General features: G+C 63.3%; 17 protein-coding genes and 1 pseudogene. 5 read left to right on the top strand and 13 right to left on the bottom strand.

What is annotated here, in order from left to right:
• Window positions 1–39 precede the first annotated feature (39 nt).
• Genes AC07Y9_RS07115 through AC07Y9_RS07090 form a run of 6 tightly spaced genes read right to left on the bottom strand, consistent with a single transcriptional unit; the run spans window position 40 to window position 4,279 of the window.
• Window positions 40–1,719, bottom strand: a complete 1,680-nt coding sequence (locus AC07Y9_RS07115) for an acyl-CoA synthetase family protein (RefSeq protein ID WP_102678354.1) — start codon at window positions 1,717–1,719, stop codon at window positions 40–42.
• The gene (locus AC07Y9_RS07110) at window positions 1,716–2,261 is read right to left on the bottom strand and encodes a COG4648 family protein (protein WP_102678353.1); all 546 of its coding nucleotides are present in this window, start codon (window positions 2,259–2,261) and stop codon (window positions 1,716–1,718) included. Before AC07Y9_RS07110 ends, AC07Y9_RS07115 begins: the two co-directional genes overlap by 4 nt.
• Window positions 2,258–2,512, bottom strand: coding sequence for an acyl carrier protein (locus AC07Y9_RS07105; protein WP_102678352.1), 255 nt, complete (start codon window positions 2,510–2,512; stop codon window positions 2,258–2,260). Before AC07Y9_RS07105 ends, AC07Y9_RS07110 begins: the two co-directional genes overlap by 4 nt.
• A 9-nt stretch (window positions 2,513–2,521) precedes the next feature.
• On the bottom strand, window positions 2,522–2,782 hold the full coding sequence (locus tag AC07Y9_RS07100) for a phosphopantetheine-binding protein (protein ID WP_007926834.1): 261 nt from the start codon (window positions 2,780–2,782) through the stop codon (window positions 2,522–2,524).
• Window positions 2,757–3,572, bottom strand: a complete 816-nt coding sequence (locus AC07Y9_RS07095) for a lysophospholipid acyltransferase family protein (RefSeq protein ID WP_102678351.1) — start codon at window positions 3,570–3,572, stop codon at window positions 2,757–2,759. The genes AC07Y9_RS07100 and AC07Y9_RS07095 overlap by 26 nt, the downstream gene beginning before the upstream one ends.
• Window positions 3,548–4,279, bottom strand: coding sequence for a beta-ketoacyl synthase chain length factor (locus tag AC07Y9_RS07090; protein ID WP_102678350.1), 732 nt, complete (start codon window positions 4,277–4,279; stop codon window positions 3,548–3,550). Before AC07Y9_RS07090 ends, AC07Y9_RS07095 begins: the two co-directional genes overlap by 25 nt.
• Window positions 4,280–4,612: 333 nt before the next feature.
• Between AC07Y9_RS07090 and AC07Y9_RS07085 the strand changes: the two genes are divergently transcribed.
• Window positions 4,613–5,383 (top strand): ParA family protein, encoded by a 771-nt coding sequence (locus tag AC07Y9_RS07085; RefSeq protein WP_007926828.1) that lies wholly within the window; start codon window positions 4,613–4,615, stop codon window positions 5,381–5,383.
• A gap of 125 nt (window positions 5,384–5,508) precedes the next feature.
• On the opposite strand, the gene trxC is transcribed toward AC07Y9_RS07085, so the two are convergent.
• On the bottom strand, window positions 5,509–5,943 hold the full coding sequence (gene trxC / locus AC07Y9_RS07080) for a thioredoxin TrxC (RefSeq protein WP_007926827.1): 435 nt from the start codon (window positions 5,941–5,943) through the stop codon (window positions 5,509–5,511).
• A gap of 226 nt (window positions 5,944–6,169) precedes the next feature.
• Here trxC and AC07Y9_RS07075 point away from each other — a divergent pair, with 226 nt between their 5' ends.
• Together AC07Y9_RS07075 and AC07Y9_RS07070 are read left to right on the top strand one after the other, a co-directional pair.
• Window positions 6,170–6,466: a type II toxin-antitoxin system HigB family toxin gene (locus tag AC07Y9_RS07075; RefSeq protein WP_023970158.1), complete on the top strand. Its 297-nt coding sequence runs from the start codon at window positions 6,170–6,172 to the stop codon at window positions 6,464–6,466.
• On the top strand, window positions 6,463–6,864 hold the full coding sequence (locus AC07Y9_RS07070; protein ID WP_007926825.1) for a helix-turn-helix domain-containing protein: 402 nt from the start codon (window positions 6,463–6,465) through the stop codon (window positions 6,862–6,864). The genes AC07Y9_RS07075 and AC07Y9_RS07070 overlap by 4 nt, the downstream gene beginning before the upstream one ends.
• A gap of 4 nt (window positions 6,865–6,868) precedes the next feature.
• Here AC07Y9_RS07070 and selO read toward each other — a convergent pair whose 3' ends face one another.
• The 5 genes and pseudogenes from selO to AC07Y9_RS07045 form a co-directional block, all read right to left on the bottom strand.
• On the bottom strand, window positions 6,869–8,332 hold the full coding sequence (selO, locus tag AC07Y9_RS07065; RefSeq protein ID WP_102678349.1) for a protein adenylyltransferase SelO: 1,464 nt from the start codon (window positions 8,330–8,332) through the stop codon (window positions 6,869–6,871).
• A 48-nt stretch (window positions 8,333–8,380) separates the two neighbouring features.
• Window positions 8,381–11,731 (bottom strand): mechanosensitive channel MscK, encoded by a 3,351-nt coding sequence (gene mscK / locus AC07Y9_RS07060; RefSeq protein WP_102678348.1) that lies wholly within the window; start codon window positions 11,729–11,731, stop codon window positions 8,381–8,383.
• 35 nt (window positions 11,732–11,766) lie between these two features.
• Window positions 11,767–13,509 (bottom strand): potassium/proton antiporter, encoded by a 1,743-nt coding sequence (locus tag AC07Y9_RS07055; RefSeq protein ID WP_007926822.1) that lies wholly within the window; start codon window positions 13,507–13,509, stop codon window positions 11,767–11,769.
• 211 nt (window positions 13,510–13,720) lie between these two features.
• The gene (locus tag AC07Y9_RS07050; RefSeq protein ID WP_371858162.1) at window positions 13,721–14,584 is read right to left on the bottom strand and encodes a methyl-accepting chemotaxis protein; all 864 of its coding nucleotides are present in this window, start codon (window positions 14,582–14,584) and stop codon (window positions 13,721–13,723) included.
• Window positions 14,576–15,331, bottom strand: a pseudogene (locus tag AC07Y9_RS07045) (MCP four helix bundle domain-containing protein); the annotation flags it as partial. The pseudogene AC07Y9_RS07045 and the gene AC07Y9_RS07050, both read right to left, overlap by 9 nt.
• Before the next feature lie 295 nt (window positions 15,332–15,626).
• Between AC07Y9_RS07045 and AC07Y9_RS07040 the strand changes: the two are divergent.
• Together AC07Y9_RS07040 and AC07Y9_RS07035 are read left to right on the top strand one after the other, a co-directional pair.
• Window positions 15,627–15,857: a hypothetical protein gene (locus AC07Y9_RS07040; RefSeq protein ID WP_007926810.1), complete on the top strand. Its 231-nt coding sequence runs from the start codon at window positions 15,627–15,629 to the stop codon at window positions 15,855–15,857.
• On the top strand, window positions 15,854–16,156 hold the full coding sequence (locus AC07Y9_RS07035) for a cell division protein ZapA (RefSeq protein WP_009041856.1): 303 nt from the start codon (window positions 15,854–15,856) through the stop codon (window positions 16,154–16,156). The genes AC07Y9_RS07040 and AC07Y9_RS07035 overlap by 4 nt, the downstream gene beginning before the upstream one ends.
• Before the next feature lie 101 nt (window positions 16,157–16,257).
• On the opposite strand, the gene AC07Y9_RS07030 is transcribed toward AC07Y9_RS07035, so the two are convergent.
• Window positions 16,258–18,060, bottom strand: coding sequence for an acyl-CoA dehydrogenase (locus tag AC07Y9_RS07030; RefSeq protein WP_102678346.1), 1,803 nt, complete (start codon window positions 18,058–18,060; stop codon window positions 16,258–16,260).
• Between the last annotated feature and the right edge of the window lie 251 nt (window positions 18,061–18,311).

Below are 18,311 nucleotides of genomic sequence, written 5' to 3'. Positions count from 1 at the left end.
AGAAGCCGCTGGGGGCTGCGCTTGCCTGGGGTCAATAACTTATCCACAGGTGTTCTCCAGCAGGATGCGGCCGCTGGAGCAGGCGGCGCTGTCATTGCGATAGGCGAAGTAGAGTTTGCCGCGCTCATGATCGAAGCGCAGGTGCAATTGCACCTGGTCGCCGGGGCGCACCAACTGCTGGAACTTCAGCACTTCCATGCCGGCAAAGCGCCCCGGCAGATCGAGCAACTGCTGGCCCAGCGCCAATGCCCAGTCCACCTGGACCACGCCCGGCAGCACCGGGGTCTGGGGGAAGTGGCCACTGAAGTAGGCCAGGTCCGGCGGGATTGCCAGTTGCAGGCTCCATTCGCCGTCGGCCTCGAGCTGTTCCAGCACTTCCGGCGCCCGTGGGCGCGGGGCCAGCAGCAGGGCTTCGATGTCGGCCTGGGGCAGCTTGCCCTGGCTGTTCAGGGGCAACTGGCGCAGCAGGCGCCAGCGGCGCGGGAGCGCCAGGGCCTCGCAATGCTGGCTCAGGTGCTGGCGCAGCGCTTGCGTGAGGGCCCGACGACCCTGATTGCGCAAGGCGTGCAGGCCTTGTTCGCTGAGGACCAGCAGCGCGCCGAGGGAAGCGCGGTTTTCCCGGACCACCCCAAGGCGCGCTTCGGCGACCCAGGCATGCTCGGCCAGGGCCTGTTCCAGCATCGGCAGGGAAATGCGTTTTTCTTCCAGCTTGACGATCCGGTCCAGGCGCCCGAGCAGCTCGAAACGCCCATCGGCGGCGATGCACGCGGCATCGGCGGTGTGTTCGATATGCCCGGCCGGCAGGTAGGGCGAAGCGATCAGCAAGGCGCCGTCGCTGTCCTGGCTCAACTCGACCCCAGCGAAGGCTTGCCACAGGCTGTCGCCCTGGCGCCAGGCGATGCCGCCGGTTTCCGAGCTGCCGAGGATCTCCGTTGGCCATTGTCCAAGGCGCTGGTGCAGGCCTTGCGCGGCGTCGGCAGGCAGTGCGCCGCCGGAGGAAAACACCCGGCGCACCGGGCTCAGGGCCGGCCAGTCGAGGTTGTCGCCCATGCGCTTGAGCAATGCCGGGCTGGCGACCCAGGCAAAGGCCGGGTGTTCGCGGCTGGCGCGCTGCAGGTCTTCCGGGAACGGCAGTTGCCGACGCACGAAGGTGCGCCCGGCGCAGAGCGGCCAGAGCACACGGAACAGCAGGCCGTAAATATGTTGGGTGGCGACGCTGCCGATGATGCAGGCCTGGCCCAATCCCTCGCCCCACAGTTGCTCCAGGGCCTCGACTTCGTTGGCCAGCTGGCGCAGGGATTTGTCGATGCGCTTGGGTTCGCCGCTGGAGCCGGAGGTGCACAGGCTTAGGCGGCAGCCGTCGAGATCCAGTTCGGCGGCGGGCAATGGTGGCTGGTCGAAGTCGGCCAAGTGGGCATCGCCCGGCTGGTCGGTCAGCCACAGATCGACCTGGGTCGACCAGCGTTGCCGGGTCTGCAGTTGCAGGTCGGCGGGCAGCAGTACGCTGACCCCGGCGCGCCAGGCGCCGAGCAGGGCGATGGCCAGTTCGGCGGCATCTTCCAGGTGCAGGGCCAGGCGCTGTACGCCCCTGGTCTGCAAGCCCGCGGCCAGGCTCAGGGCCTGGTGCCGCAGGTGGCTGTGATCGAGTGCCGGTTCGACCGTGACGGCCCGTTCCGGCAGCGACTTGAGCAGCAGCTGCTCAAGTTTTATCCAATTCATGCGCGGCCTCGTACGCGTTGTCGTAACAGCCATTCAATGGCAAACAGCAAACCCATCAACCCGTAGGAGATCAGGCCGTTGTACAACGTCCACCAGCTCAGCGGCGCCCATAGGGTCAGGGCCGCGGCGAGCAATCCGTTACAGAGGAAAAACACACTCCAGGCGACAGTCACCTGGCGGGTATAGCGAATCGCCTTTTCCGGTAGCGCAGGCTCGCTGAGGCGGGCCAGGCGTTCAGCCACCGGCGGACCGAATTTCAGGCTCAGGCCGAACAGCGTGAGCATGAAGCCGCTGATCAGCACCGGGTACCAGCGCAGTAACAACGGGTTATCGAACAGCGCCAGCAGCAGGCAGAAGACCAGGGCGGCGCCCGCCATCCACAGGCTGCCGGGGCGCCGTTCGCCGGTCAGTGCCCGGGCCAGCCACAGGCCGCCGAGCAACAGGCCGAACTGCCAGGGAGCGAAATGCTCCATGCCGAAATACACCGCAAAGGGATACAACAGGCCCGCCAGCAGCAGGCCAAGGCCGATCAGCCGGCTCATGCGGCCGGCTGGACCAGACGGTATACCGCCTCGACCACGTCATTGACGGTACGCACCGACTTGAATTCCTCGGCGGCGATTTTCTTGCCGGTCTTGCGCTTGATGTGATCGATCAGGTCGACGGCGTCGATGCTGTCGATTTCCAGGTCCTGATACAGATTGGATTCCAGGTTTACGCGTTCCGGTTCCAGTTCGAAGAGTTCCACCAGGGCATCACGCAGGGTGTTGAAGATGTCGTCACGAGTTTGCATGGTCCGGTCTCAAGCTGCCTGTTTTGCAGTGACGAACGCCGCAAGGCTCGCCACGTTGGTGAAGTGATTGCGGGTGTCCTTGGCGTCGGCGTCGATCTTGATGCCGTAGCGTTTCTGGATCGCCAGGCCCAGCTCCAGGGCGTCGACCGAGTCCAGGCCCAGGCCTTCACCGAAGAGCGTCTGCTCGTTGCCGATGTCTTGCACGCTGATGTCTTCGAGGCCCAGGGCATCGATGATCAGCATTTTAATTTCCTGGTGCAGATCGCTCATCTTCGGCGAGCTCCTTAATGAAGTAGTGATGCAAATAATCGTTGAGCTTGCGCGAGGCCTGCGGTGCGGGGCCTTGGGCGGCAAAGGCATACGGGTCTATATCGGCTCCGACGCGAAAACTGAAGTGCACACGGCGCATCGGGATGCGATACCAGGGTTCGGCCTTGGTCAGGGTGGTCGGGCTGACCTTGATGACCACCGGGGTGATGATTCTCGCACCCCGCAAGGCGATTGCCGCGCCCCCCCGATGAAAGGCCGGCGCCTGGCCCGGCGGGGTGCGGGTGCCTTCGGGGAAGATCACCAGGGTCTGGCCGTTGCGCAGGGCTTCGCCGGCGGCGTCGAGCATGTCCATGCTGCCGTCGTTGCTGATGTATTCGGCTTCGCGTATCGGGCCGCGAGTGAACGGGTTCTGCCACAGGCTCTGCTTGACCACACAGTTGGCGTTGCGCACCAGGCCGATGAGGAACACCACGTCGATCAGCGACGGGTGGTTGGCGATGATCATTTGTCCGGGGCGGCCGAGCTTTTTCGCGCCTTCGACGTCATAGGTCAGCACGCCGCTGCGGGCCATGAACCGGATGAACAGCCAGAACAGCCGGCCAATGGTGCGCCGTGCGCGCTGGCGATGCGCTTCGGCGTCGCCGGGCAGGCAGGCGAGCAGCGGGAAAATCACCAGGCGCAGGCACAGGCCACCCAGGCCGAACAAGGCGAAGCTCGCCGCGGTGGCGACCAGGCGCCAGTAGTAGGCGTCGCGGGGTTTTGTGTTTACAGGTTGCGTTGCCAGTTCCATACACGGTTCTTCCAGGCATGTTGGCAAAAGGTTTGCTCGCCGAGCAGGGTACGCAAGAGATTCAGGGCATGGGGCCACTCGGCGCGTGGCGCTTCCTCGGTGGCGGTATCGAGCGTCAGTTGCCACTCTTTGCCGGGGGTCAGCAACAGGCCCACCGCATAGGGGAACGGCACGTCGTCGATCCAGGTGGCATAGGCGGCGGGCGGCTGCTCTTCGGTGACCACCAGCAGCACCGCTGGGGCGCCTTCCTCAAGCAGCGCCGCGGCCTCTAGCATGCCATGTTCGAGGCCGTCGCCGGCAGCGGCGAGGGCAGTCATTTCGCTGGTCTCGCCACGCATGATCGACCACAGGCCGATCACCGCGTTGTGCACCGAGAGGCTGAACTGGGTCGGGGACAACGGCTGGTCGGCCGCCAGGTCGCTGAGGATGTCGAAGGTGCGCGGCGTTTCGCCATGCCGGGAAATAAAGACCAACGGTAGCTGTTCCAGGCCTTCGGCCAGCGGCCAGCCCACGCTGAAGGCCATGCGGGCCAGACGGCTGAGGCGCCGGCGCTGCATGGCCGGTAGAAACGACACGTCCGGGGCCGCATCACTGCTCTGGAGCACGACCGGTTGTCGGCTCCAGGCCTGCCAATCGTCCACGCTTTCGAGCCCAGGGGCCCACGCGCGCCATTGAGCGATGTTGAAGTTGATCACTTGAAAATTCATCCCGCCCCTGCGGGCTTACTTGACGTGGTCAGGCGTTTCGATCGCGACTCACCTGCCACGGAGCTACAGCCGAGTGGCGCGCATTATCCCGGTGTGACTGGCTGGTAGCAAACATTGGTTATGTTTCGCTCAGTGAAAATGACCCGCTCGACAGCAGAAAAGTGTCATTTGGCCATTATCGAATGGTACAGGTCGGGAGCGCGGGGACTTTACAAGAAAGTCTAGGCTGATTCTGGCCACTGGAACTGGTTTGGCGGTCTGCCGTCAGCGAGGTAGCGAAGCGGCGGCACTGGCTACTACACTCGGTGATCTTTGATGCAGGGAGGTTCTGACATGCGGCGCGTGGTGTTCAATCAGAAAGGGGGAGTCGGCAAGTCGAGCATTGCCTGCAATCTGGCGGCCGTAAGCGCCAGCGAGGGGTATCGCACACTGCTGGTGGACCTGGATGCCCAGGCCAACTCCACTCAATACCTCACCGGCCTGACCGGCGACGACATCCCCATGGGGATCGCCGACTTCTTCAAGCAGACCCTGTCTTCCGGACCGTTCTCGAAGAAGAATCAGGTCGATATCTACGAAACGCCGTTCGACAACCTGCATGTGGTGACGGCCACCGCCGAGCTGGCGGATCTGCAGCCCAAGCTTGAGGCGAAGCACAAGATCAACAAGCTGCGCAAACTGCTGGACGAGTTGGCCGAGGACTACGACCGGATCTACCTGGACACCCCGCCGGCCTTGAACTTCTATGCGGTTTCGGCGCTGATTGCTGCCGATCGCGTATTGATTCCTTTCGACTGCGACAGCTTTTCCCGCCAGGCGCTGTACGGCCTGCTGGCGGAAATCGAAGAGCTCAAGGATGACCACAATGAGGATTTGCAGGTCGAGGGTATCGTGGTCAACCAGTTCCAGGCCCGCGCCAGCCTGCCCCAGCAAATGCTCGATGAACTGATCGCCGAGGGCCTGCCGGTATTGCCGGTGTACCTGGCCAGTTCGGTGCGCATGCGCGAATCCCACCAGGCCAGCCTGCCGCTGATCCACCTCGACCCCCGGCACAAGCTGACCCAGCAGTTCGTCGACCTGCACAACCTGCTGGAAAGCGCCTGACCTTCTTCCGTAGGAGCGGGGCCTGCCCGCGATGAGTGCCTGACATTCAACATCGTCGTCGGCTGTCAGACCGTTATCGCGGGCAAGCTTCGCTCCTACAGTTCAAGGCGATTTCGAAATAGCGATCAGATGCCCTGGCTACGCAGCCAGCTCATCAGCTGCGGTAACGGGAAGGCGCCACTCTGGCGTGCCACTTCCCGTCCGTTCTTGAACAGAATCAGGCTCGGAATCGAGCGAATTCCCAACTGCGCCGACAATTGCTGATTGGCCTCGCTGTCGAGCTTGGCCAGCCGGCACTTGCCTGCCAATTGCGCCGCCGCCTGCTCGAACACCGGCGCGAAGGATTTGCACGGCCCGCACCAATCCGCCCAGACATCCACCAGCAACGGCAGGTCGCCCTTGATCTGGCTGGCGTAGTCGCCTTGTTTCAACTCGAAAGGCTGGTTCAGTAACACCTGGCCTTTACAGCGTCCGCATTTGGGCTGATCGCCCAGGCGCTCGGCGGGGATGCGGTTCAACCCATTGCAATGGGGGCAGGGGATCAGCAGTGGATCGGACATGAGGGGGGCTCCAGGGTAAGTGGCCAATAGCTCCGATCTGGAGGCTGTGGACCGGTTTATCAAGCTGTTGCATGCGCTCATACATCTTTGCACGGCAACCGCAGGCTCGGTTCTAGGCTGGAGAGAGACGATGCTCCGTGCCATTGGTCCGAGAGCATTTATAGCAACTTGCGATAAGTTGTCTCACCCTCTAGGCTGCCATAGCAGTATGCGATAAGGACTTTGCATGCGTGTAATCACGGCTAAACGAATTTGGGATGCCAAGGAAAAATGGCCGCACTCGGCCAAGGCGTTGGATGATTGGTATCGCGCGCTTAAACGCAATCGGCTTGCGGATTTTGCCGCGATGAAGGCGATGTTTCCGGCGGTGGACAAGGTCGGGCCGCTGCATGTGTTCGATATCGGTGGCAACAAGATACGGCTGATTGCATTGGTCCGTTACACGACGCAAAAGCTCTATATCCGCCATGTGTTGGACCACCGTGAATATGACCGGGGTAAGTGGAAGGAGGATCGAGGATGAGTGCATTGATCGAGCAAGTGGCCGAACACTGGCAGTTCGTTGCGCCGTTGCTGCGCAAGCCAAAAACCGAGGCGGACTACGACAGGCTGGTTCAGGCCCTTGACGAGTTGCTGGACCTGACAGGGGAAGACGAGGCCCATCCTCTCAACAGCCTGGTGGACATCATCGGGGACTGGATCGAAGCCTACGATCTTGAACATCGCCCGATGCCTGTCGCCAGCGGAGTAGATGTGTTGCGCTACATGATGCGCGAACACGGCCTGACCCAGAGCGACCTGCCCGGTGTCGGCGCGCAGTCGGTAGTCTCGGAGATCCTGAGCGGCAAGCGTCAGCTCAACCTGCGGCAGATCCGCTGGCTGGCCGAACGTTTCAAGGTCTCGATGGAAACCTTTATCTGACCCCTCAGGACGAGCAACTGATTTCCAGGTGCTTGCCCCATTCGGGCGGGCGTTCGGCGTAGCTGTCCATGCCGGCCTGTTGTTTGAACGGCTTGCTCAGTACCGCGTGCAGGCGGCGCACCTCGGAGTAGTCCCCTTGTTCGGCGGCGTCGATGGCCTTCTGTGCCAGGTAATTGCGCAGGATGTACAGCGGGTTGACCGCGTGCATGCGTTCCCGGCGCAGCTCCTGACCCTGGATCGAATCACGGGCGACCCGGGCCTTGTACAGATCGGCCCAGGTATCGAAGCCCTGGCGGTCGACGAAGTCGTCGCGCAGCCGGGCCACGGCCAGTTCCGCCGGCTCATCCCCCAGGCGACGGAAGAACAGGCTGTAGTCCACGCCGCTGCCCTGCATCAGTTGCAGCAGCCGTTCCACCAGCTTCTGATCCTCGTCTTCGGCGCTGGTCAGGCCGAGGCGGCGGCGCATCAGGTCCAGGTAATGGGCCTGGAACAGCGGCAGGAACAGGCCGAGGGTTTCCCGCAGGGCCTCGACACTGATGAAGGGCGTCAGCGCCTGGGCCAGGGCGCTGAGGTTCCACTGGCCGATCGGCACCTGGTTGCTGAACGAGTAGCGCCCCTGGTCATCGGAATGGTTGCAGATGAAATGCGCATCGAAATCGTCGAGGAAGGCGAACGGCCCGAAGTCGAAGGTCACGCCGAGGATCGACATGTTGTCGGTGTTCATCACTCCGTGGCAGAAACCGTAGGCCTGCCATTTGGCGATCAGTTCGGCATTGCGCTCGACCACTTCGCGGAACATCGCCAGGTAGGGTTCGGGCTGCTCCAGGCACTCGGGGAAGTGCATGGCCAGCACGTGCTCGCCCAGCTGTTTCTGCTGCTCGGGGCGTTTTGTGTAATAGAAGTATTCGAAGTGGCCGAAGCGGACATGGCTGGGCGACATGCGCAGCAGCATCGCCGCGCGCTCCTGCTTCTCGCGCCAGACCGGGGTGTCGGAGCCGATCACGCACAGCGCCCGGGTGGTCGGAATACCCAGGGCGTGCAGCGCCTCGGAAGCCAGGAACTCGCGGATCGACGAACGCAGTACGGCGCGGCCATCGCCCATGCGCGAGTAGGGGGTCTGGCCGGCGCCCTTGAGGTGCAGGTCCCAGTGCTCGCCGGCGGCGTTGTACACCTCGCCCAGCAGCAAGCCGCGACCATCGCCCAACTGAGGGTTGTAGGAGCCGAACTGATGCCCGGAATAGACCATCGCCCGGGGCTCTGCTTCGGCCCACAGCTTGTGCCCGCCAAACAGTTCGGCGAACACCGGGCTTTGCGCGGCCTCGGGGTCCAGGTCCAGCAGCGCCATGGCCGCCGGGCTGGCCACCACCAGGCGTGGGCGGTCGATCGGCTCGGGCAGCACATGGGTTGAGAACGCATCGCCCAGGCGGGCGAAGCGATTGTCGAAGGTCAGTTCGTCGAGGGCTTTCAACGGCCATCTCCAGCAGAATGTCCGAGCATTCTGCTAGGGATAGCGTCCTTAGTCGAGCCTGCTGGGAGGCGGTTCCTGCAGCGGTTTGCCGTCGGGCAGCGGGACAATGGTCTTGGTCTCCGGCTCGATGGGCACCATCTTGTATTCCTGGCCATGGAGGTTCTTCAGGTAGACCTCCATCTGGCGGAACGAGATGTTGATGTGCTGCTTCTTGAACTCGCGGTTGATGAAGCGGTTGACCTCGTCGAGCACCGGGTTGCGGTCCCCCAGCTCGCGCACGTGCATGCGCAATTCGTGGTCCAGGGTGCTTTCGCCGAAGTTGAGGAAGTACACATGGGGCTCGGGTTCTTTCAGTACCCGCGGGTTATCGCGGGCCGCCTTGAGCAGCAGTTCCTTGACCAGGTCCAGGTCCGAGCCGTAGTCGACGCCGAGCTTGAGGGTCACCCGGGTGACGGTGTCGGTCAGCGACCAGTTGATCAGTTGCCCGGTGATGAAGGTCTGGTTCGGGACGATGATGTCCTTGCGATCGAAGTCGGTGATGGTGGTGGCGCGGATGCGGATCCTGCTCACCGTGCCCGACAGGTTGCCGATGGTGATGGTGTCGCCGATGCGCACTGGCCGCTCGAACAGGATGATGATGCCGGAGATGAAGTTGGCGAAGATCGCCTGCATGCCGAAGCCCAGGCCCACCGACAGCGCAGCCACCAGCCACTGCAACTTGTCCCAGCTGACGCCGAGGGTCGACAGGGTCGAGACGAAGCCGACGCCGGCAATCACATAGGACAGCAGCGTGGTGGTCGCGTAGGCGCTGCCCTGGGCCAGGTTCAGCCTGGACAGCACCAGCACCTCCAGCAGCCCCGGCAGGTTGCGCGCCAGGGCGAAGGTGATGCCGACGATGATCAGCGCGCCGAGCATGTCGCCGATGCTGATGGGCACCATGCTCATGTTGGCGCCGGTGCCGCTGGTGTATTCGTAGAGGGTGATGTTGTCCAGGTAGGAGAACACGCTGATCAGGTCCGACCAGACCCAGTACAGCCCGGCCATGAAACCACCGAGCAGGGCCAGGCGGATCAGGCGCAGGGACTGTTCGTTGACCTTCTCGATGTCCAGGGTCGGCTCTTCGACCACCGCTTCGCCGTCGCCGCTTTCCTTGGCGGCCTGGCGTTTGGCCAGGGCCCGCTGGTAGGCCAGGCGCCGGGCGGCGACGCCCAGTCCACGGACAAAAGTGGCTTCGATCACCAGCCAGAACATCAGCAGGTACAGGGTATTGATCAGGCGGTCGCTGAGCTTCAGCGCGGTGTAGTAGTAGCCGAAGCACACGGCGATGAACAAGGCGATCGGCAGCGCGGTGAACAGCACCGCCACCGCCTTGCGGAACAGCGAGGCGTTCTGGTGCGTCGGGCTGCTCAGCAGCAGGCGGCTGAGCAGCCAGGCCATCAGGGCGTAGCAGGTCAGGACCACGGCGATGCCGAGCACGTCATCGGCCAGCGCCGCCGGTTGATGTTCGGCCACGGCGACCACGGCCACCAGGGCCATGACCACCAGCCCGAGGCGGCGGATCCAGCCCTGGAGGAATTCGACCTGGGGCTTTTCCCAGCGAAAGTGCAGTTCCGCCACGCCGCCGGGGGCGAGGATCCGGTAGGCGGTATAGAACACCAGCCAGGCCTGGGCCATCTGCAACAACGCCGCGCCGAGGTTGGCGTTCTGTCCGCGGGCGTCGATCTGCAAGGCCAGGCCGCACAGCGCCAGGCCAAGGGCGACCGGCATCGCCAGCAGGATGTTGACCAGGATCGCCTGCGGCGTGTGCCATTGGCTGTCGCGCTTGAAGTGACCGATGTCCTTGTGAACCTTGGTCAGGCGCTGGTACAGGTTCTTGCGCCGCCACAGCAGGGCCGCGATCAGGAGCAGCAATGGCAGGAACAGCAGCGGCCGTTGCGCCAGGCCGTCGGCCAGCTCGCTCAGGCTGGACGACCAGGGCAGGGTGGTGACCTGTTTTTCCAGGCGCAGCGGCACAGCTTGCAGCCATTCGCCGTCCAGCGGCTTGTTGCTGGGAATCCAGAACATCTGTTCGTCGAGGGTCGCGCGCAGGCTTTGCGAGGTGCTCAGCAGCTGCTTCTGATTGAGCTGCAGGGTGATGGATTCGTTGAGCAGGGCGCTCAGCTCGCGGCTCAGGCGTTCCAGCAGGTCGGCACGGGTGATGGCCAGGTCCAGCAGGGTTTTGCGCAGCTGCGGGGTGATTTGCTCGGACGGTTGGGTCGCCAGCAGGTTGTCGACATAGCTGCTGGGGCTGCTGATCAGTTCGCGTTGCTGGTTGACCTCGAACTGATACAGGCGGATGTCGGCGATCTGGTCCGCCAGGTCGCGGTCGAGCCGCAGGTGCGGCAGCGCCTGCTTCTGTTTATAGAGGATCTTCGACAGCAGCAGGCTGCCCTTGAGCACGCTGATCTGTTCGTCCAGCGCGGCATCGCTCTGGGTCACGCTGTCGAGTTGCTGCTTGGTCTGCAGGTTCTGCTGGGTCAGCTCATTGAGGCGGTCAGTGCTTTTGAGCAGGTAGTCGGAGAGCTTCAGGTTGGCCGCGCTTTCGGTGGCCAGGAGGCTGCTGCTGCCGGCCTTTTGCGCTTCGATCGATTGCTGGGTGACGGTTTCCTGGGACTGGGCCAGGCGCTTCTGGTTGATCAGGGTCTGCAGGTCCTGGATTTCCTGCTCCAGGCGCGCGGTCTTTTCCATCAGCAGGTCATGCTGGCTGTTGCCCAGGTCCTGCAGCTGGCTGTTGCCGGCCAGCTCCTGGCGGCGCAACGGGATCAGCGCGTTGATGGCCGCCAGTTCGGCATTGAGCTGATTGCGCTGGTCGGCGTTGATCGGCTTGCCGGAGTCCTTGCCGTTCTTGAGGATCGTATTGATCTGCTGGGTGCGGGTCTGGCTGCTGCTGATCTCGGCCTGGGCGCGTTCGGGGCGGGTCTGCGCGGTAATGGCCAGGCTGTTGGCCTCGGCCAGGGCTTTCTGCATGTCGCCCTGCTGGGTGGTGCGTTCGGTCAGCAGTTGTTCGAGCTGCGACACCGGCAGGTTGGCATAGCGCTGGGCCACCGGCACCACCTTGGTGGCTTTCAGGCGGGTCAGCTCGCGCTGGTTTTCGCTGGTCTGGCGCGGTGCATTGCTCAGTTGCTGCTTGAGGTCGTTCAGGCGCTGTTCGTAATCCTGCTTGTTCGACAGCTGGGTCAGCGTCTGTTGCAGCACCGCTTGCAGGGCCTTTTGATCGGCCTCCGGCAATTTGCGCTCGGCGATTTTATCCAGGCTCTGCTGGACGGACTCGGCACTGGGCGGCTCGGCCGCTTGCAGTGGGCCGACAGAAAGGCTCAGGCCCAGCAGGGCAATGGCGAAAAGGGTACGCAGGGTTGGCATAGAGACCGGTCAAGCTGGATGAGAAGTTAGGCAGTTTAGAGGAAGAGTCCGGGGCCCGGGCGACTTCCTTCGGGGAATCTGACGCCCACTTTGCTGATCTTGTTCCCCTCCATCACGGCAACCGTCCAGATGGTGTTGTTCCATTCCACCTGGTCGCCGACCACTGGAGCGCCGCCCACTTTCTGGGTGATGAAGCGGCTCAGCGGCATGTCCGGATCGAGCCCTTCGAGCTTGAGCCCGTACAACGCCGAAACCGCGCCCAGCTGGGCGTCGCCTTCGAGAACGAAGTCGCCGAAGAAGCGCAGATCGAGGCCCCGTTGCGGCGCCTGGCTGAAGAGTTTTCCAAGGGCCGGCAGGTTGTGTTCATGGCCGATGACGCAGAGCAAATCATCGGCTTCCAGCACCGTACTACCCGACGGATGGAGCAGTTGCTGGTGACGAAACAGGGCGGCGATACGGGTGCCTTCGGGCATTTTCAGCTCGCGCAACGCCGCGCCGATGCACCATTTTTCCGCGCCGAGGCGGTAGACGAACAGCTCCCATTCGCTGGTGACATGCACCTCCAGGGCGGCGCGGGAGATCGGTGCCGGCTCCGGTGGCACCGTGACTTTCAGCAGCTTGGCGACCCACGGCAGGCTGGTGCCTTGCACCAGCAGGGACACCAGCACAATAAAGAAGGCCAGGTTGAAGTACAGCTGGGCTTCGGGCAGCCCGGCCATCAACGGGAACACCGCGAGAATGATCGGTACCGCGCCGCGCAGGCCGACCCAGGAAATAAAGGCTTTCTCGCGACCGTGGAAGGCCTTGAACGGCAACAGGCCGACCATCACCGACAGCGGGCGGGCGAACAGGATCATCCACAGCGCCAGGCCCAGCGCCGGCAGGGCAATGGGCAGCAGGTCGTGGGGCGTGACCAGCAGGCCCAGCACCAGGAACATGCCGATCTGCGACAGCCAGGCCATGCCGTCGAGCATATGCAGGATGCCGTGCCGGCTGCGCACCGGGCGGTTGCCGATCACCAGGCCGCACAGGTACACCGCGAGGAAGCCGCTGCCGTGCAGGGCGTTGGTCAGGGCGAAGACCACCAGGCCGCCGGCGATCACCAGGATCGGGTACAGGCCGGTGGCCAGGTTGATGCGGTTCACCAGTTGCAGCATCAGCCAGCCGCCGCTCAGGCCGATCAGGCCGCCGATGCCGAACTCGCGCAGCAGATGCCCCAGCAGGCTCCAGTGCAGGCCGGTCTGGCCGCTGGCGAGCATGTCGATCAGGGTCACGGTGAGGAACACCGCCATCGGATCGTTACTGCCCGACTCGATCTCCAGGCTGGCGGTGACCCGTTCGTTCAGGCCCTTGCCGCCCAGCAGCGAGAACACCGCCGCGGCGTCGGTGGAGCCGACGATGGCGCCGATCAGCAGGCCCTGGATCAGGTTCAGGTCGAACAGCCAGGCGGCCGCCATGCCGGTCAGGCCGGTGGTGATCATCACGCCGACGGTGGCCAGCGACAAGGCGGGCCACAAGGCCACACGGAAGCTCGAGACCCGGGTGCGCAAGCCACCGTCGAGGAGGATCACCGCGAGTGCGAGGTTACCCACCAGGTAGGCCGTCGGATAGTTGTTGAAGATGATGCCGCCACCGTCGACGCCGGCGGCCATGCCCACGGCCAGGATGATCACCAGGATCGGGATACCGAGGCGGGACGAAAGGGAACTCACCAGAATGCTCGCACCTACCAGCAACGCGCCGATCAAGAACAGGCTGTTGATGGTCGTCGCATTCAAAGGCAGTACTCCAGAAGCAGAAAGGCGGGCACAAACTGACCATGCAGTCTGCGTGCCAGCGATTCTAACCTGTTGAAATACGATGCTGTCAAAAAGCTTTTGCGCCTGTTTACAGGCGGCGGAAAAGCGTCGCCTGGCGCCGGCCACCGACGGACTTCATGGCGTTCCGCAGTGGCTGGCGCAGGTGGCGATCAGCGCGATTGGCCGGGTATTACAGGGTGAATCGCGCCACCATGCCGTTCAGGTCCACGGCCAGGCGTGACAGCTCGTGGCTGGCATCGCTGGTCTGGTTGGCGCCGGTGGCCGATTGCACCGACAGGTCGCGGATGTTCACCAGGTTGCGGTCCACTTCGCGGGCCACCAGGGCCTGTTCCTCGGCGGCGCTGGCGATGACCAGGTTGCGCTCGTTGATTTCGTTGACCGCGGTGTTGATGGTGTCCAGGGCACCGCCGGCGCCGCGGGCGATGCTCAGGGTCGAGTCGGCGCGCTCGGTGCTGGTGCGCATCGACTCGACGGCATGCTCGGTGCCGCTCTGGATGCTGCCGATCATGCGTTCGATTTCGCTGGTGGACTGCTGGGTACGGTGGGCCAGGGCACGTACTTCATCGGCGACCACGGCGAACCCGCGTCCGGCATCGCCGGCCCGGGCGGCTTCTATCGCGGCGTTCAAGGCCAGCAGGTTGGTCTGGTCGGCCAGGCCGCGGATCACATCCAGCACCTTGCCGATGTCGCGCGACTCCTCGGCCAGTTCGCTGATCCTGTTGGCCGAACTCTGCACTTCGCTGCTCATCAGCTCTATGGCGCTGACGGTTTCGCGTACCAGGTCGCGGCCTTCGCTGGCCGACTGGGTGGCGTCGTTCGAGGCCTCGGCGGTGCTCACGGCGTTGCGCGCGACTTCTTCGACGGCGCAGGTCATCTCGTTCACGGCGGTGGCGGCCTGCTCGATTTCGTTGTTCTGCTGGGTCAGGCCGCGGGCACTTTCGTCGGTGACGCTGTTCAGTTCTTCCGCGGCGGAAGCCAACTGGCTGGCGGAGCCGGAAATATGCAACAGGGTCTGGCGCAGTTTTTCCTGCATGCTCGCCATGGCCTGCAGCAGGCGTCCGGGTTCGTCGCGCCCGTTGACCCGGATGCTTTGGGTGAGGTCGCCTTCGGCGATGTGTTCCGCGGCATGCAAGGCGCTGGCGATGGGTTGGGTAATGCTGCGGGTCAGCAACCAGGCAAACACCACGGTCAGGGTGGTGGACAGGATCAGCAGGGCGACTACCAGGTTGAATGCCGAAGCGTATTCTTCGGCGGCCTGCTCGTTGGCGGCCTTGGAGCGCTGGCTGTTGATCTGTACCAGCAGGTTCAGAACCTTGTTGATCTGCTGCGAGTTCTTCATCAACTCGTTGTTCAGCATCTCTTGCAGCTCACCCAGCTGGTTATTGCGCGACAGCTCTTTGATGCGCTCTTCGAGCTTGCGGTATTCGGCCAGCAGCTTGAGGTAGTGGTCGTAGGCCTCGCTTTCCTCCGGGCTGCTGACCAGCTTTTCATAGGTGGTGCGGATTTTTTCGATCTGTTGGTTGCCGAGTTCGAGCGACTCGCGGGTCTTGGCCTGCACCTCGGGACCGCGGTTGATCACCAGGCGATAGGACAGCACTTGCAGGCGCAGCATCTGCTGGGTGAACTCATCGATGCTCTGGATGCTGGGCATATTGTCGGTGGAAATGGTGACGGTCGCCGCGCGAATCTTGCTCATCTGGTTCAGGGCGAAGATGCCCAGGAACAGCATCAGGCAGCCGATGAATGCAAAGCCGAGAAATGCCCTCGGTGCAATGTTCATGTTGCGAAGAGACATGGGGATCTACCTCGAGAATGCGCAATCCATGCCGCGGTGGTTGATAGGGCTCCCCTGACCTATCGCGCGGAAAAATGGATTCTTGAAGCAGGAGCGAGAGTTTCAGAAAGATCTGATGAGCGACGAAGTGTCAGGAACCAGATGGGGGAATGACAGTCTTTAAGGTTCGCAGGCAAGGTCACCCGCCAGGCAAATCAAGGCGTTGCGCCGGGAAAATCTGGCATCCGGGGTGACTTTTCTTTATCGTACGCGCCCTTTGAAAAATGCTCGGAAAATCAAAATGTTGGAAGCATCCCTAAGCCAATTGGAACAGCTTGTCAGTGATCTGGTGCAACAGAACCAGGAACTGTCGGGCACGAACGAAACCCTCAAGGCAGAACTGGCCCAGGCCAAGGATGAGAACGAAAGCCTGCAACTGAGCCTGATGGAACAGGAAGAGAAGCAAGGCGCCACCGCGGCCCGCATCCAGGCCCTGGTCGAGCGCGTCAGCGCCGGTCCTGTCAGCGCATGAGGCAGGGTGCCGACGGGGTAAAAGTCGTCTCGATTCTCGGCGAGGACTACTCGATCAAGGCGCCGGCCGGGGAAGAGCAGACCCTGCTGGACGCCGCGTTGATGTTGAAGGCCACCCTGGCCGAGACCAAGAAGAAATACCCGACGCTGATCGGTGACCGCTTGCTGGTGCTGGCGGCGATGAACCTGTGCTCCCAGCAGCTCGAGATGCAAAAGCGTCATCAGCAGGAGCTCGACCGTTACCAAGAGCAAGTCAGCGCCACGGTCGAAGTGATCTCCAAGACCATCAGCCAGAACTGATGGGTTTACCTACAACCTGCAACGCCGTTGCGGTTGTGTCGGACTGATTGTTTTCGCGAGCAGCCGGGCGGCGCTCGATTGCTCGCGATGCTTTTAGCGCTTCAGAACCACTCGTCCTGCATGCCCAGGCAGGTATCGTCCCGCGCCTCCAGCAATGCCAGCTCGTGATGACAGGCCGGCACTTCCCAGGTCAGGAAGTAACGCGCCGCCTGCAGCTTGCCCTTGTAGAAACCCACATCCGCCGGGCTGCCCTTGGCCAGGCCTTCCTGCGCGCGGATCGCCTGTTCCAGCCAGCGCCAGCCGATCACCGTATGACCGAAGGCTTTCAGGTACAGCGCCGAGTTGGCCAGGCTGCTGTTGACCTTGCCCTGGGCCAGGTCGCTGAGCAGGCCCAGGGTCACGCCTTGCAGGCGCGCCACCAGCTTTTCCAGCGGTTGGCGCAGTGCCGTCAGGGCGTCGTGGGCCTGGGCCCGCTCGCTGGTATCGGCGATCAGGCGGATCAGTTGCTTCAGGCCCGCGCCGCCGTTCTGCGCCAGCTTGCGCCCCAGGAGGTCCAGTGACTGGATGCCGTGGGTGCCTTCATGGATCGGGTTCAGGCGGTTGTCGCGGTAGTACTGTTCCACCGGGTATTCGCGGGTGTAGCCATGGCCGCCGAGGATCTGGATCGCCAGTTCGTTGGCCTTCAGGCAGAACTCCGAGGGCCAGGATTTGACGATGGGCGTCAGCAGGTCCAGCAGTTCGTGGGCCTGCTTGCGCTGATCTTCGTCGGGCAGGGTGGTGGTGTCGTCGAACAGCCGCGCGGCGTACAGGCCCAGATCGAAAGCGCCTTCGACATAGGCCTTCTGGGTCAGCAGCATGCGCTTGACGTCGGCGTGCTGGATGATCGACACCGGCGCGGTAGTCGGGTCCTTGCTGTCCGGCAGGCGACCTTGCGGGCGTTCGCGGGCGTATTCCAGGGAGTACAGGTAGCCGGCGTAGCCAAGCATCACCGCGCCCATGCCGACGCCGATCCGCGCCTCGTTCATCATCTGGAACATGTAGCTCAGGCCGTGGTGCGGCTTGCCCACCAGATAGCCGACACACTCCCCGTTATCGCCGAAGTTCAGCGCCGTGGAGGTGGTGCCGCGCCAGCCCATCTTGTGGAACAGCCCGGCCAGCAGCACGTCGTTGCGCGGGCCTAGGCTGCCGTCGTCGTTGACCAGGAACTTGGGCACGATGAACAGCGAGATGCCTTTCACCCCGGCCGGTGCGTCCGGCAGCTTGGCCAGCACCATGTGCACGATGTTTTCCGACAGCGGGTGATCGCCGCCGGAGATGAAGATCTTGTTGCCCTTGAGCCGGTAGGTGCCGTCCGCCGCCGGTTCGGCGCGGGTGCGGATATCCGACAGCGACGAGCCGGCGTGGGGTTCGGTCAGGGCCATGGTGCCGAAGAAGCGCCCGTCGATCATCGGCTGCAGGAAGCGCTGCTTTTGCTCGTCGGTGCCGAAGCTTTCGATCAGGTTGGCCGCGCCCATGGTCAGGAAGGGGTAGGACGTGGAGGCTGCGTTGGCCGCCTGGAAGTGCGCGAAGCAGGCCTGGGACAACAGCGTCGGCAACTGCATGCCGCCGGCCTCGAAGCTGCGCGCGGCGTTGAGGAAGCCGGCTTCGAGAAAGGCATCGACCGCGGGTTTGACTTCCGGAATCAGGATCGCCTTGCCGTCTTCATAACGCGGCTCGTTTTCGTCGCCCTTGCGGTTGTGCGGGGCAAAGAATTTCTCGGCGATGCTGCGCGCGGTGCCGAGGGCAGCGTCGAAGGTTTCCCGGTTGTGCTCGGCGAATCGCTCGCGCTGGGTCAGGCCCTCGGCATCGAGGACTTCATACAGCTCGAAAGCCAGATTGCGGGAACTGAGCAACGTCTCGGACATGGCGGCCTACCTGCTTTATAGGGAATGCGCCGAGTCTAGGCGGGTGAATAAACGCTGAACAGCAAGATTGATGCGGGTGATAAAGATGCCAAACAGGCACAGCCCCTGTAGCCGCTGCCGAAGGCTGCGATCGGTCGGAACGGCCGTAGCGATTTCATTGTCGCCGAAGTCCCTGCGGGACTTATCGCAGCCTGCGGCAGCGGCTACAGGGAATTGCATCGGGCAAAAAAAGGGCGCCGGTGAGGGCGCCC

The organism is Pseudomonas sp. GW456-L12, from assembly GCF_059424045.1.
This window is presented reverse-complemented; position numbering and strand designations above follow the sequence as displayed.

Excerpts from the sequence above, each read along its gene's own strand:
- AC07Y9_RS07115 (WP_102678354.1), bottom strand. The coding sequence starts at position 1,719 with ATGAATTGGATAAAACTTGAGCAGCTGCTGCTCAAGTCGCTGCCGGAA.
- AC07Y9_RS07110 (WP_102678353.1), bottom strand. The coding sequence starts at position 2,261 with ATGAGCCGGCTGATCGGCCTTGGCCTGCTGCTGGCGGGCCTGTTGTAT.
- AC07Y9_RS07105 (WP_102678352.1), bottom strand. The coding sequence starts at position 2,512 with ATGCAAACTCGTGACGACATCTTCAACACCCTGCGTGATGCCCTGGTG.
- AC07Y9_RS07100 (WP_007926834.1), bottom strand. The coding sequence starts at position 2,782 with ATGAGCGATCTGCACCAGGAAATTAAAATGCTGATCATCGATGCCCTG.
- AC07Y9_RS07095 (WP_102678351.1), bottom strand. The coding sequence starts at position 3,572 with ATGGAACTGGCAACGCAACCTGTAAACACAAAACCCCGCGACGCCTAC.
- AC07Y9_RS07090 (WP_102678350.1), bottom strand. The coding sequence starts at position 4,279 with ATGAATTTTCAAGTGATCAACTTCAACATCGCTCAATGGCGCGCGTGG.
- AC07Y9_RS07085 (WP_007926828.1), top strand. The coding sequence starts at position 4,613 with ATGCGGCGCGTGGTGTTCAATCAGAAAGGGGGAGTCGGCAAGTCGAGC.
- trxC (WP_007926827.1), bottom strand. The coding sequence starts at position 5,943 with ATGTCCGATCCACTGCTGATCCCCTGCCCCCATTGCAATGGGTTGAAC.
- AC07Y9_RS07075 (WP_023970158.1), top strand. The coding sequence starts at position 6,170 with ATGCGTGTAATCACGGCTAAACGAATTTGGGATGCCAAGGAAAAATGG.
- AC07Y9_RS07070 (WP_007926825.1), top strand. The coding sequence starts at position 6,463 with ATGAGTGCATTGATCGAGCAAGTGGCCGAACACTGGCAGTTCGTTGCG.
- mscK (WP_102678348.1), bottom strand. The coding sequence starts at position 11,731 with ATGCCAACCCTGCGTACCCTTTTCGCCATTGCCCTGCTGGGCCTGAGC.
- AC07Y9_RS07050 (WP_371858162.1), bottom strand. The coding sequence starts at position 14,584 with ATGCAGGAAAAACTGCGCCAGACCCTGTTGCATATTTCCGGCTCCGCC.
- AC07Y9_RS07040 (WP_007926810.1), top strand. The coding sequence starts at position 15,627 with ATGTTGGAAGCATCCCTAAGCCAATTGGAACAGCTTGTCAGTGATCTG.
- AC07Y9_RS07035 (WP_009041856.1), top strand. The coding sequence starts at position 15,854 with ATGAGGCAGGGTGCCGACGGGGTAAAAGTCGTCTCGATTCTCGGCGAG.
- AC07Y9_RS07030 (WP_102678346.1), bottom strand. The coding sequence starts at position 18,060 with ATGTCCGAGACGTTGCTCAGTTCCCGCAATCTGGCTTTCGAGCTGTAT.